The sequence below is a fragment of the Pseudomonas sp. TWP3-2 genome, assembly GCF_049897765.1.
Classification (GTDB): domain Bacteria; phylum Pseudomonadota; class Gammaproteobacteria; order Pseudomonadales; family Pseudomonadaceae; genus Aquipseudomonas.
On record NZ_JAFCWW010000003.1, the window covers coordinates 191,735 to 204,009 of the forward strand.

The following is a 12,275-nucleotide window of genomic DNA, read 5'->3' on the forward strand; positions in this document are numbered from 1 at the left end:
CCTTTTTTGTGGCCTGCCGAAATGGCGGGCCGGTGATGCGATCAGAGCTTCGGCAGCTGCCCGATACGGCCCATCATTTCGGTGACGATCTGCAGATCCAGCAGGAACTGGTCAACCGTCTTGAACTCACCGTCGGTGTGCCCGGTGTATTTGGCCTCAGGCCGGGCCAAGCCGAATTGCACGCCGTTCGGCAATTCATGCACCGAGGTAGCGCCAGCGGAAGTGCCGAATTCGTGTTTCATGCCGAGGTTTTCGCTGGCCACGGCCAACAGTGCCTTGACCCACTCGCCTTCAGGGTTGCGGTACATCGGTTCGGCGATCGAGTAGTCGAAGGTCGCTGCTACCTTGGTTTGCTTGCTCCAGGCTGAAATTTTCTCGGCGATTTCTGCCTTGAGTGCTTCCGGCGACTTGCCTTTCGGCACGCGCAGGTTGACTGCAAGTTTGAAGGCTTTTTCATCCATGCCGACGTAGGTCAGCGAGGTGGTCAGCGGGCCCATGAACGCGTCGGAGAAACCCACACCCAGCTTGGCACCCTTGTAATCCAGGCCCCAGTTCTCGGCGGCGTAGCGTGCAGCATCGGTGATGTGGTTGTGCTTGAACGCGATCTTGCCATCCACGCTGTGGATGAAGTCGAGCATGCGCGCGACCGGGTTGACCCCGGATTCTGGCTCGGAGGAGTGCGCGGAAACGCCGGTCACGGTGAGTTTGACGTCTTTGCCATCGACCTTGGCGTTGACTTCGAAGTCGCCGCCGTTGCGTTTGGCGTACTCGGCGCCGGCCTTTTGCAGGCTGGCGGCCAGTTCTGCGGGCTTGTCAGTCAGCAGCGTTACGACCGAGGCCGACGGAATCTGGTTGGTGGCGAGGCCGCCGGTCATCGAGATCAGTTCCGCGCCTTTGCCTTCAGCCTTGCGCTTGGGGAAATGCCCCATCACGGTGCCGTAGCCTTTCTCGGCAATCACCACCGGGTAGCCGCCATCCAGCGCCATGTTGTAGTTCGGTGTCGGGTTGCGTTCGAAATAATAAGGAATGGCGTCGCCAGTGGTTTCTTCCGTGGTGTCGACCAACAGCTTGAAGTTGCGCGCCAGTGGCAGTTTTTCTTCCTTGATCACTTTCATCGCGTACAGCGCGACAACGATGCCGTTCTTGTCATCCTCGGTGCCACGGCCGTACATGCGGTCGCCGATCAGCGTGACCTTGAAGGGGTCGAGTTTGGTGCCATCCTTCAGCACCCAGTTTTCCGGGGTTACTGGCACCACGTCGGCGTGGGCGTGAATGCCGACGACTTCTTCGCCAGCGCCATCCAGGGAGATTTCATAAACCCGGTTGTCGACATTGCGGTACTTCAGGCCGAACGACTCGGCGAGGTCCTTGATCTTCGCCGCAATTTTGATGAACTGCGGATTTTCGTGCTGTTCGACGCCTTCTTTGCGGTCGGTCGGAATCTCTACCAGTTCGCGCAGGGTCTCGAGCGCGTCCTTGCCGTACTTCACTCGCGTGTACAGACCGAGCAAACGATGGATTTCGTTTTGCTGCTCGGCGGTCAGCGTCTTGTTGGCGAGAAACGCGCTGATGGCCGGGCGCAGATTATCGCTCTTACTCAGGTCATTTTTGGCCAAATCACCGAGGAATTGTTTGAAGTCGCTGATCTTGGTTTCACTGAATGTCTTGAGAATAGTCGCGCTTTGTTCTGGTGTGATGTTGGCTTGTGCGGACAGCGGGACGGATGAAAGGCTGGCCAGAATCAGGGTCGAAGCGGCCAGTTGCTTGAATGAAAAATCCATTGCTGGGGGCATTCCTTCGCAGGTAGTGAGTAGGAAATGTCTGAGCGAGATGTCAGACCGTTTCGCAAGCTAACACCACACGAGCGGGATAGGGGAGTCCCTGAAGTGGGATGCGTCGCACAAAAATGCAAAAGCGACGCACAATCGAAAAACCCTGTCCCCTCGCTCTGGACCGGGCTTTTCCACGTGGCATGCTTACATCGACAGCACCAAACGCCCGGCGAACAGGATCAGAATCACACCCATGCTGCGCTCGAACCAGTGCCCCATGCGCATGAACAGCAGGCGCACTTTGCTGCTGGAGAAGAACAGCGCAACGATCACGAACCACAACGCGTTTACGCCGCACATCCACAGGCCGTACAGCGCCTGAATTTCCAATGGCGTAGTGGCGCTGATGATCGTGGTGAAGATCGCCAGGAAAAACAGCGTGGCCTTGGGGTTGGTGGCGTTGGTCAGGAAACCGGTGCTGAACGCCTTGAGCAGCGACTGCTCGCCCGGCGGCTCATCCGCTGCTTTCTCGCCTTCCAGTGTCGATTTGGGTTTGCTGCGGATCAGGCTGATACCGAGATAAAAAATGTAAGCGCCGCCCACCACTTTGGCCACGGTCAATAGCCAGGGCGTGGTGTGCATCAACGCGCCGACGCCGAGCAGGGTATACAGCACATGCACGGAAATTCCCGCACCGATGCCGAGTGCCGTGCAGATCCCCACCAGCCGACCGAAGCGCACACTCTGGCGGATGGTCACGGCGAAATCCGGGCCGGGTGCGACCACGGCCAGGAAGTGAATGGTGGCCAGCGCCAGAAACTCGCCCAGGTAATTCGATAACATCTCAGCTCCAGAAAGTCAGGGGTGAAGCATTGCCGCGATAGCCGACAAAGAACGACAGGCTCAAGCGCGGATCCGCCACGCCCGGGGTCACCGAGTGCATGCGCCGCGAATTGAACATGATGAAGTCGCCAGGCTCGGGCCGAATTTCCAGCGTCGGCGGGCCGAGCAGGGCCGGGTCGATGCCGTAGCTGTCGCCACGCATCTCGTCGAATTGATCGGGGGTAACATCGTCGTCCCACATCTGCAGTGCGCCACCTTCGGTGGGCATGTTCAGGTAGACGTTGCAGGCGAATTGCGCGGCCAGGCTGCGCGCCTGAAAACTCTCCGGCGCATCCTTGGCGAAAATGTCGTGGTGGGCGAGAAAGCACACACCGGGTTTCACCACCCGCGACAGGCCGACGTACATTTTGCGCCCGTAGAGGTTTTCCAGGTGCGCGCCGGCCGGCCACGATTCGTCGAGCATGCAGCGCAAAGTGTCGACCGGCGACGAATAGGGCGCACAGCGATTGCGTAACTCGGCAATGTTGCTGGTGGCGCGCTCGAAATAATCCTCGATCAGCAGCGGTTGGTTTTCTGCCTCGTAGAACGCCATGCCGATGCGGCCGATGCTCGGCGCGTTGATATAACCCTCGAAACCGGGTGCGAGAATTTTGTCACCAATCTGAATCGCCAGCGGCTTGGGTAAAAAGCCTTTGACGCGGATGGCGAGGATTTCTTCGTTGGCCAGTTTTTTTATGCACGTCTCATCGAGACGCTCGACGTCAAGCATCATGTCATTCAGGTCCATCTATCGAAAGTCCATGGAACCGGCGAATGCGGTTCCCCCGGCGTCGGACGATGCGCGGGGCATCGTCCGAAATCCTCAATCCACGGTGTAGTGGACGGACAACGTGCCCTTTTTCTGTGAAAGGGACGCGATCGTGACTGTGCCCAAATCCTTCAGGCTGCGTACATGGGTGCCACCGCAGCCATAGGCCGGCAGTTCACCAAAACCGATTTCCCGCGCGCCTTCGCGTAGGGAGGTCAGTCGGGGCAGGTCGTGTTCGATCCATTGCCCGATGCCGTATTCAACGGTTTGTGCTTCGACTTCCTGGGCTGAATCGCCCGGCTTGAATTGCACGCGACCTTCATCCGGCCAGTGATGCGCCTTGATCGGCATCCAGCCCATGGCTTGCACGAAGTGGCCGATCAAATGCCCAGCGGAATGCATGCGCGTATTGAAGCGCCGGCGTTCTTCGTCGACGCGAATCTGCGTCATGCCCAACGGCACCGGGCGGTCGACGAAATGGATGATCCGCTCCGGTTCCTGCGCCACGCGAAGTACCTGGCTCTCACCGATCCAGCCGGTATCGCAGGGCTGACCGCCACCTTGCGGGTGAAACAATGTGGCGCGCAGCACCACGGCGAATTCGTTCTCGTGGGGCGTACAGTCGAGGACTTCTACACTGGCCTTGAGGTCATCACTATGGAAAAAGAGGCGAAGCGTCATATTCCATGCCCTTATTAAGTTTCTGTTTTTATTATATGAATCGTGCAATAACGTGATAATCCGTTCAAACATCAAAGGACTGTTGCGCTGTGAGCATAAATCTACCGCTGCCGCTGCTGGGTGAAATGGCGATTTTCGTCAAGGTTGTGGAGACCGGCAGTTTCTCCGAAGCAGCGCGGCAGATGGGTTCATCGCCGTCAGCCGTGAGTCGCAGCATTTCAAGGCTGGAGAAAGCGCTGGCCACGCGGTTGCTGCAGCGCACTACGCGCAAACTGCGCCTGAGCGATGGCGGCGAAGAGGTGTTCAAGCGCTGCCAGGAAATGGTCAGCGCTGCGCGTTCGGTGATGGAAATCAGCGGCCAGTTCAACCATGAGGCGGAAGGCTTGGTGCGGGTCAGCGTGCCGAAAGCGGTCGGGCGTTTCGTGATTCATCCGCACATGCCGGAGTTCTTGCGCCGCTATCCGAAGGTCGATGTGGAGTTGCTGCTGGAAGATCGGCAAGTCGATTTGATCGACGATCATGTCGATCTGGCGATCCGTATCACTGATCGGCCACCGGCCGGGCTGGTCGGGCGGCAGTTGCTGACCATCGACCATTTGCTCTGCGCCACCCCGCAATATCTGGCCGAGCATGGCACCCCGACGCATCCCCACGACTTGCTCAATCACAGCTGCATTTATCTCGGTGAAACCCCGAGCGATGCGCGCTGGAAATTCAAGAAGGGCACTAAAGCCGTGACTGTCGGCGTGCGCGGACGCTATGCCGCCAATCACACTGGCGTGCGCTTGGGAGCGGTGTTGCAGCACATCGGCATCGGCAGCCTGCCGTACTTCACCGCGCGTTATGCGCTGGAGCAGAAGTTGATCGTACAGGTGTTGCCGGACTGGTCGTTTCTCGCCTCTTATCACGGTGGGCTGTGGTTGCTGCATTCGCCGACGCGCTATCTGCCGCCGAAGTTGCGGGTGTTCATCGACTATCTGGTGGAGTGTCTTGAGAAGGAGCCGACCCTGAGCAAACCGGCGAAATCCGGCGGCGCGACTAATGCAGCGGTGGCGTATGAACTGCCGGAAGGCGAGGGGTTGCTGTAATGGAACAATAAAAAGGCCCGCATGGTTTTCCATGCGGGCCTTTTCATTTGCGGACGAAGATCAGTGCTTGCTGTCCTGATTGGACATCGCCAGCAGTTGTTTTTCCTGATTCCAGTCGAACGGTTCGTCGTTCTGTTCAGCATCGAAACGACGTTCTTCCAGTGCCTGATACAGGTCGATTTCTTCATCGGACAAATAGTGCAGGCAGTCGCCAGCGAAGTACCACAGCAGATCGCGCGGGATCAGATGGGCGATCTGCGGGTAACGCGAAATCACTTGAGTCAGGATGTCCTGGCCCAGGTATTGGCTTTCGATCGGGTCAATGGGCAGCGAAGCCAGTAGTTCGTCGAAACGCTCCATAAACAAGGCATGGCTTTCTTCGGGAACCTGTTCGGCCTCACCTACGGCGACCAGGATACTGCGCAGGTGGTCGAGTAACACCAGATGATCGGCAACGACGTTGGACACGAGATAAGTCCTCAAGAGCAAAACGGGCGCAGGAGTATAAAGCGCCCGCGCCCGTTTTTCACTGATTGAAGGGATCAGCGGACTTTGCCTTGCGCCAGCGTCAGTTCCTCTTTGTCGAAATCATCGACATCGATCACTTTGCGCCGCGCCGCTTCGGCATCACGCAGGGTCTGCGCTTCCAGCGCTTGCAGCACCCCGGCCTCCAGTGCCGCATCAATTGCGTGTTCACCCGCAGCCGGTTTGACCTGGCCGCTTTTCAGCGAACTGTGCAGTTTTTTGTGCAGCGGTTGCGCGGCGCTCAGCAGGTCGCTGGCATGTTGCAACGCGCCGACTGCGTCGTCTGCCGATTGTGGGCGGTAGCAACCGGCAAGCAGTTCTTCGAGTGCCGGATCGCCCTTGGCACGGCCGATGACTGCCGCGACTTCAGCACCGAGTTTGTCCGACGGACCTTTGTGACGACGACCGAACGGGAACACGATCACGCGCAGCAGGCAGCCGAAGATCTTGTTCGGGAAGTTGGTAAGCAGCTCATCCAAAGCTTTTTCCGATTGGCCGAGGCTTTCTTCCATGGCCCAGGTGAACAGCGGCGCCATGTAATCCGGGGAATCGAGGTCGTGATAACGCTTGAGCGCTGCCGAGGCCAGATACAGATTGCTCAACACATCGCCGAGACGCGCCGAGAGTCGCTCGCGACGTTTCAGTTCGCCGCCCAGCAGCATCATGCTCAAGTCGGCGAGCATGGCGAAAGCTGCGGCCTGACGGTTGAGTGCGCGGAAGTAGCCCTGACTTAACTTGTTGCCCGGTGCATGTTCGAAGTGGCCGAAACCAAGGTTCAGCACCAGCGTGCTGGCCGCGTTACTCACGGCAAAACCGATGTGTTTCAGCAACAGACCATCAAACTCTTTGAGTGCCTGATCCTTGTCCTCGCGGCCGGCCAATGCCATTTCCTTGAGTACGAACGGATGGCAGCGGATCGCACCCTGACCGAAGATCATCAGGTTACGCGAGAGAATGTTCGCGCCTTCCACGGTGATGAAGATCGGCGCACCGTTCCAGCTGCGGCCCAGATAGTTTTTCGGGCCCATGATGATTGCCTTGCCACCGTGCACATCCATCGCGTGGCTGATGCATTCGCGACCACGTTCGGTCAGGTGGTACTTGAGAATCGCCGACAGTACCGACGGTTTCTCGCCCAGATCCACCGCATTGGCGGTGAGCATGCGTGCGGCGTCCATCATCCACGCGTTGCCGCCGATGCGCGCCATGGCTTCCTGAATACCTTCGAACGCCGACAGCGGTACGTTGAACTGCTCGCGAATCTGCGCGTATTGGCCGGTTACCAGACTGGTGAACTTGGCCGCGCCAGTGCCGACCGCAGGCAACGAGATCGAACGCCCGACCGACAGGCAGTTCATCAGCATCATCCAGCCTTTGCCGAGCATTTCCTGGCCACCGATCAGGTAATCCAGCGGGATGAATACGTCTATGCCCGAGTTCGGGCCGTTCATGAACGCAGCGCCCAGCGGCAAGTGACGACGGCCGATTTCCACGCCAGCGGTATCGGTCGGGATCAGCGCGAGGCTGATGCCCAGATCGGTCTTGTCGCCGAGCAAATGGTCCGGGTCATACGCCTTGAACGCCAGACCAAGCAGGGTGGCCACCGGGCCAAGGGTGATGTAACGCTTTTCCCAGTTCAGGCGCAGGCCCAGGGTTTCCTGACCTTCCCATTGGCCTTTGCAGATGATCCCGGTGTCAGGCATCGCGCCCGCATCGGAACCGGCGAGCGGGCCGGTGAGGGCGAAGCACGGAATATCGTCGCCGCGCGCCAGGCGTGGCAGGTAATGGTTGCGTTGTTCATCGGTGCCGTAATGCAACAGCAGTTCGGCCGGGCCTAGGGAGTTCGGCACCATCACGGTGGAGGCGAGGTCGCCGCTGCGGGTGGCGAGTTTCATCGCCACTTGCGAGTGGGCGTAGGCCGAGAAGCCCTTGCCGCCGTATTCCTTCGGAATGATCAAGGCGAAGAAGCCATGCTCTTTTATGTGAGTCCAGGCTTCGGCCGGCAGGTCCATTTCCTGGCCGATCTGCCAGTCGGTGACCATGGCGCACAGTTCTTCGGTCGGGCCGTCGATGAACGCCTGTTCCTCTTCGGTCAGTTGCACCTTGGGATAGGCCAGCAACTTGTCCCAGTCCGGGCGGCCGCTGAACAGCTCGCCGTCCCACCACACCGTGCCGGCATCGATCGCGTCGCGTTCGGTTTGCGACATCGGTGGCAGAGTTTTCTGGAACCAGTTGAACAGCGGCGCGCTGAAATGTTTACGGCGCAGGTCGGGCAACAGGAGCGGCGCGGCGGCCACGGCCAGCAGCACCCAGAAGATCAGCAGCAGCCAGCCCGGTGCATGGCTGAAAATCCCCATCGCCAGCAAATAGACCGCGACGATACCCAACGCAGGCAGCGGGGCGATGCGTCGGTGGGCCAGGTACGCCACTCCGACGATCAGAACCAGTATCCACAACAACAGCATATTTAATCCTCCGTGAACCAGGGCGAACCGACCTTCAGAGCTTAGACGGCATCCGTAAAACAGGCGGGTCAGAACAACGTGATTGAATTCGTGGGAAAGCCCGGACGGCTTTTGTAGTTTCGGTGGGCAACAGCTGTAGGAAATCGTTCGGTCGTCCCGCAGCTTTGCGTCCAAGTTTGGCCGATATGCCGTTATCTCTGTGCTCAAGCCCTCGCTAGACTCGGGGTTCACTCAGGAGAAACCGTCATGCGCGAGTATTTGAGCCCCGGCCGCTTCATCGATAGTGACCACCCGGCAGTGGTGGAGTTCGCCGAGCAGCACCGAGGCCCGAGCCGCGATCCGCTCGCGCAGGCGATCAGCCTGTATTACGCGGCGCGCGAGGCGGTGCGCTATAACCCCTACACCTTCAGCCGTGACCCTGAGACCTTGCGCGGCAGTTATGCCTTGGCCACGGGCGAGAGCTATTGCGTGCCCAAAGCCACGTTACTGGCCGGTTGCGCGCGGCACTGTGGGATCCCCGCGCGGATCGGTCTGGCAGATGTGCGCAATCATTTGTCGACCCCGCGTCTGCTCGAGTTGCTGCGCAGTGATGTGTTCGCCATGCACGGTTATACCGAGCTGTTCCTGAACGACCGCTGGGTCAAAGCCACACCGGCCTTCAACCAGAAACTCTGCGAGCTGTTCAACGTCGCGCCGCTGGATTTCGACGGGATCAATGACAGTGTTTTCCACCCGTTCAACCGCGATGGTGCGCAGTTGATGGAGTACCTGGTGGATCACGGGCAGTTCACCGATGTACCGGAAAGGTTCTTTTTCGAGCACATTGAGAAGTGCTATCCGCACCTGTTCGGCGATGACCAACCGCAGCTGTTGGGCGACATGCACAGTGATGTCAGCCGCGTCTGATCCGGCGTATGCTGCCCGCCCACTCAATGGAAAAGAGGCGGTCATGCTGAAGATCTGGGGTCGCAAGAATTCGTCGAATGTCAGAAAACCGTTGTGGGCCGCCGAAGAGCTGAGCCTTGCCTACGAGGCCATCGATGCCGGCGGCGCGTTCGGTGTGGTCGACACGCCGGAGTACCGCGCAATGAACCCGAATGGCCGGGTGCCGGTGATTCAGGACGACGGCTTTGTGCTGTGGGAATCCAACACCATCGTGCGTTACCTGCTGGCCAAGCACGCGGCCAATACCCCGTGGTTTCCGGCGGATCTGCAAGCGCGCGCCATTGCCGACAAATGGATGGACTGGACCACCTCGAGTTTTGCCGGGCCGTTCCGGACAGTGTTCTGGGGTGTGGTGCGTACATCGGCAGACCAGCAGGACTGGCCGGCCATTCATGCGGCGATCAAAGAATGCGAAGGCTTGCTGGCGATGGCGGATCAGGCGCTGAGCAGCCAGCCGTACTTGTCCGGTAACGAAATCGGCATGGGCGACATTCCGCTCGGCAGTTTCATTTACGCCTGGTTCGAAATGCCCATCGAGCGCGCTGCGCTGCCACATCTCGAGGCTTGGTACGCGCGGCTCAAGCAGCGTCCGGCGTATCAAAAAGCAGTCATGACCGCGTTGACTTAATACCTACTATCGACACACTTGACTGTACTTGTGCGGCGACGGCAAGCAACATTGCGCTCTTGCGCCGCGGTTGGATCCATCGCCGCCGTGTCCTTTTATCCCCTTCAATGGTGCGTAAATCAGATATGAGTTCCGCTCTGTCCATCCGGCAGCTAACCAAAACCTACGGCAACGGGTTCCAGGCCTTGAGTGGTATCGATCTGGACGTCGCTGAAGGTGACTTTTTCGCGTTGCTCGGCCCTAACGGCGCCGGCAAATCCACTACCATCGGTATCCTCTCGACCCTGGTCAACAAGACCAGCGGCACGGTGAATATCTTCGGTCACGACCTGGACAAGAACCCTGCGCAGCTCAAGCGCTCAATCGGCGTTGTGCCGCAGGAATTCAACTTCAACCAGTTCGAAAAGACTTTCGACATTGTCGTGACCCAGGCCGGTTACTACGGCATTCCCGCGAAAATCGCCAAGGAACGCGCCGAGCAATACCTGACCCAGCTCGGGCTGTGGGACAAGCGCGATGTGCCGTCGCGTTCCTTGTCCGGCGGCATGAAGCGCCGTCTGATGATTGCCCGCGCGCTGGTGCATGAGCCACGCTTGCTGATCCTCGACGAACCAACTGCCGGGGTCGATATCGAACTGCGTCGCTCGATGTGGACGTTCCTCACCGAGCTGAATCAGAAAGGCATCACCATCATCCTCACCACCCACTATCTGGAGGAGGCTGAGCAGCTGTGCCGCAACATCGGCATCATCGACCACGGCACCATTGTCGAAAACACCAGCATGCGTCAGTTGCTGGGTCAGTTGCATGTGGAAACTTTCCTGCTGGATATCAAGGGTGATCTGACGGTTGCGCCGCAACTGCTCGGCTACCCGTCGCGTCTGCTGGATTCGCATACTCTTGAAGTCCAGGTCGACAAGTCGATGGGCATCACTGCGTTGTTCGGCCAACTGGCTTTGCAGAACATCGAAGTGTTGAGCCTGCGTAACAAAACCAATCGCCTCGAGGAGTTGTTCGTGTCCCTGGTGGAGAAAAATCTGTCGAAGGTGGCGGTATGAGTTCCGAACTGCGCCCCAACCTGGTCGCGCTGCAAACCATCGTTTACCGCGAGGTCAAACGCTTCACGCGGATCTGGCCGCAGACCTTGCTGCCGCCAGCGATCACCATGGTTCTGTACTTTGTGATTTTCGGCAATCTGATCGGCCGGCAGATCGGCGAGATGGGTGGCTTCACTTACATGGAGTACATCGTGCCGGGGCTGATCATGATGTCGGTGATCACCAACTCCTACGGCAACGTGGTGTCGAGTTTCTTCGGCAGCAAGTTCCAGCGCTCCATCGAGGAGCTGATGGTCTCGCCGGTTTCACCACACACAATTCTGATCGGATACACCTGTGGTGGCGTGCTGCGCGGTTTGATGGTCGGCGTGATCGTGACCATTCTGTCGCTGTTCTTCACCGATTTGCAGGTGCATCACCTCGGCGTGACCATTCTGGTGGTGGTGCTGACGGCGACGATCTTCTCGCTGCTGGGTTTCATCAACGCGGTGTTTGCGCGCAACTTCGATGACATCTCGATCATTCCGACCTTCGTCCTGACCCCGCTGACCTACCTCGGTGGCGTGTTCTATTCGATCACGTTGCTGCCGCCGTTCTGGCAGACCGTGTCGCTGGCCAACCCGGTGCTGCACATGGTCAATGCCTTCCGTTACGGTATTCTCGGCGTGTCGGATATCCGCATCGGCATCGCGATCACCTTCATGCTGGTGGCGACGGTGGTGCTGTATCTCGGATGTGCGCGGTTGCTGGTGAGTGGGCGCGGGATGCGTACCTGATCCAGAACCGAGTTGCCTGCAAGCGATAGCGTCAGCCCAGACCCTGCAATAAAAAACGGCCTCCCATTGCGGAGGCCGTTTTGCATTCAGGGAAGTCGACTTTTCTTGCGCCGCGCCCATTGCCGGGCTACCCACCAGCGCCAGTACATCATCACCAGAAAATAGGCGAGGGCGCCGAGCACCAGCCCGACCACTACCGAACCGAGCAGGAACGGTTGCCACAACGTCGACAGTTCACCGCTGATCCATTCCCAGGTCAGCTCATCCGGCATGTGTCGCGCGGGAACGTCCATCAGCCACGCACCGGTCTGGTAGGTGCAGAAAAACACTGCCGGCATGGTAATCGGATTGGTCAGCCACACCAGGCTGACAGCAATCGGCATGTTGCCGCGCACCATGATCGCCAGCACCGCGGCTACCAGCATCTGCGCCGGAATCGGCAAGAACGCCGCGAACAAACCGACCGCCATAGCCCGCGCCACCGAGTGGCGGTTGAGGTGCCACAAGTTCGGGTCATGCAGCAATTTGCCGAGAAAGCGTAAGGATTTGTGTTCCCTGATGCTCGTCGGATCGGGCATGTAACGTTTGAATAAGCGCCGGGGCATAAGGCTTCTCGGTCGGTTAAGGCGGCAAGTATGTCTGGATTCTACGAACCGCCCATCCAGACTTTGTGACAATTGATAACC

The 12,275-nt window shown here is 58.8% G+C and carries 12 protein-coding genes; 5 read left to right on the forward strand and 7 right to left on the reverse strand.

All coding sequences use genetic code 11. The features are described 5' to 3' along the window. Positions 1-41: 41 nt before the first annotated feature. The 4 genes from ACP7EE_RS06345 to ACP7EE_RS06360 all read right to left on the reverse strand — a co-directional run bounded on the left by ACP7EE_RS06345 (position 42) and on the right by ACP7EE_RS06360 (position 4,104). Entirely contained in the window at positions 42-1,781 is a 1,740-nt protein-coding gene (locus tag ACP7EE_RS06345) for a dipeptidase (protein ID WP_426233939.1), read from the reverse strand. Between the two features lie 195 nt (positions 1,782-1,976). Further along, positions 1,977-2,615: a LysE family translocator gene (locus ACP7EE_RS06350; RefSeq protein WP_420646492.1), complete on the reverse strand. Its 639-nt coding sequence runs from the start codon at positions 2,613-2,615 to the stop codon at positions 1,977-1,979. Position 2,616: 1 nt separating this feature from the next. Next, a complete protein-coding gene (locus tag ACP7EE_RS06355; protein WP_426203292.1) occupies positions 2,617-3,387 on the reverse strand; it encodes a 2OG-Fe(II) oxygenase in 771 nt (256 codons plus the stop codon). 90 nt (positions 3,388-3,477) lie between these two features. After that, on the reverse strand, positions 3,478-4,104 hold the full coding sequence (locus ACP7EE_RS06360; protein WP_426233940.1) for an alanyl-tRNA editing protein: 627 nt from the start codon (positions 4,102-4,104) through the stop codon (positions 3,478-3,480). Positions 4,105-4,193: 89 nt separating this feature from the next. Here ACP7EE_RS06360 and ACP7EE_RS06365 point away from each other — a divergent pair, with 89 nt between their 5' ends. After that, complete coding sequence (locus ACP7EE_RS06365; RefSeq protein ID WP_420646494.1) at positions 4,194-5,192, forward strand: LysR substrate-binding domain-containing protein; 999 nt, start codon at positions 4,194-4,196, stop codon at positions 5,190-5,192. 60 nt (positions 5,193-5,252) lie between these two features. Here ACP7EE_RS06365 and ACP7EE_RS06370 read toward each other — a convergent pair whose 3' ends face one another. Both ACP7EE_RS06370 and ACP7EE_RS06375 read right to left on the reverse strand, forming a co-directional pair. Further along, the gene (locus ACP7EE_RS06370) at positions 5,253-5,660 is read right to left on the reverse strand and encodes a PA2817 family protein (protein WP_426233941.1); all 408 of its coding nucleotides are present in this window, start codon (positions 5,658-5,660) and stop codon (positions 5,253-5,255) included. A gap of 74 nt (positions 5,661-5,734) precedes the next feature. Continuing rightward, the gene (locus ACP7EE_RS06375) at positions 5,735-8,182 is read right to left on the reverse strand and encodes an acyl-CoA dehydrogenase (RefSeq protein ID WP_426233942.1); all 2,448 of its coding nucleotides are present in this window, start codon (positions 8,180-8,182) and stop codon (positions 5,735-5,737) included. A 246-nt stretch (positions 8,183-8,428) separates the two neighbouring features. On the opposite strand from ACP7EE_RS06375, the gene ACP7EE_RS06380 reads away from it, so the two are divergent. From ACP7EE_RS06380 to ACP7EE_RS06395, 4 genes are all read left to right on the forward strand, one after another. Next, positions 8,429-9,088, forward strand: coding sequence for a transglutaminase-like domain-containing protein (locus ACP7EE_RS06380; protein ID WP_426233943.1), 660 nt, complete (start codon positions 8,429-8,431; stop codon positions 9,086-9,088). A gap of 43 nt (positions 9,089-9,131) precedes the next feature. After that, positions 9,132-9,755 carry a glutathione S-transferase family protein gene (locus ACP7EE_RS06385; RefSeq protein ID WP_426233944.1) on the forward strand — a complete coding sequence of 208 codons (624 nt, stop codon included), beginning with the start codon at positions 9,132-9,134 and terminating at the stop codon, positions 9,753-9,755. A 125-nt stretch (positions 9,756-9,880) separates the two neighbouring features. After that, positions 9,881-10,813, forward strand: coding sequence for an ABC transporter ATP-binding protein (locus ACP7EE_RS06390; RefSeq protein WP_426233945.1), 933 nt, complete (start codon positions 9,881-9,883; stop codon positions 10,811-10,813). Then, the gene (locus ACP7EE_RS06395; protein WP_426233946.1) at positions 10,810-11,589 is read left to right on the forward strand and encodes an ABC transporter permease; all 780 of its coding nucleotides are present in this window, start codon (positions 10,810-10,812) and stop codon (positions 11,587-11,589) included. The genes ACP7EE_RS06390 and ACP7EE_RS06395 overlap by 4 nt, the downstream gene beginning before the upstream one ends. 86 nt (positions 11,590-11,675) lie before the next feature. Here ACP7EE_RS06395 and ACP7EE_RS06400 read toward each other — a convergent pair whose 3' ends face one another. Next, the gene (locus ACP7EE_RS06400) at positions 11,676-12,194 is read right to left on the reverse strand and encodes a DUF2062 domain-containing protein (RefSeq protein WP_426202943.1); all 519 of its coding nucleotides are present in this window, start codon (positions 12,192-12,194) and stop codon (positions 11,676-11,678) included. Positions 12,195-12,275 lie beyond the last annotated feature (81 nt).

Bases quoted from the DNA above. Each gene is read 5' to 3' on its own strand.
- ACP7EE_RS06345 (WP_426233939.1), bottom strand. From the start codon at position 1,781: ATGGATTTTTCATTCAAGCAACTGGCCGCTTCGACCCTGATTCTGGCC.
- ACP7EE_RS06350 (WP_420646492.1), bottom strand. From the start codon at position 2,615: ATGTTATCGAATTACCTGGGCGAGTTTCTGGCGCTGGCCACCATTCAC.
- ACP7EE_RS06355 (WP_426203292.1), bottom strand. From the start codon at position 3,387: ATGATGCTTGACGTCGAGCGTCTCGATGAGACGTGCATAAAAAAACTG.
- ACP7EE_RS06360 (WP_426233940.1), bottom strand. From the start codon at position 4,104: ATGACGCTTCGCCTCTTTTTCCATAGTGATGACCTCAAGGCCAGTGTA.
- ACP7EE_RS06375 (WP_426233942.1), bottom strand. From the start codon at position 8,182: ATGCTGTTGTTGTGGATACTGGTTCTGATCGTCGGAGTGGCGTACCTG.
- ACP7EE_RS06380 (WP_426233943.1), top strand. From the start codon at position 8,429: ATGCGCGAGTATTTGAGCCCCGGCCGCTTCATCGATAGTGACCACCCG.
- ACP7EE_RS06385 (WP_426233944.1), top strand. From the start codon at position 9,132: ATGCTGAAGATCTGGGGTCGCAAGAATTCGTCGAATGTCAGAAAACCG.
- ACP7EE_RS06390 (WP_426233945.1), top strand. From the start codon at position 9,881: ATGAGTTCCGCTCTGTCCATCCGGCAGCTAACCAAAACCTACGGCAAC.
- ACP7EE_RS06395 (WP_426233946.1), top strand. From the start codon at position 10,810: ATGAGTTCCGAACTGCGCCCCAACCTGGTCGCGCTGCAAACCATCGTT.
- ACP7EE_RS06400 (WP_426202943.1), bottom strand. From the start codon at position 12,194: ATGCCCCGGCGCTTATTCAAACGTTACATGCCCGATCCGACGAGCATC.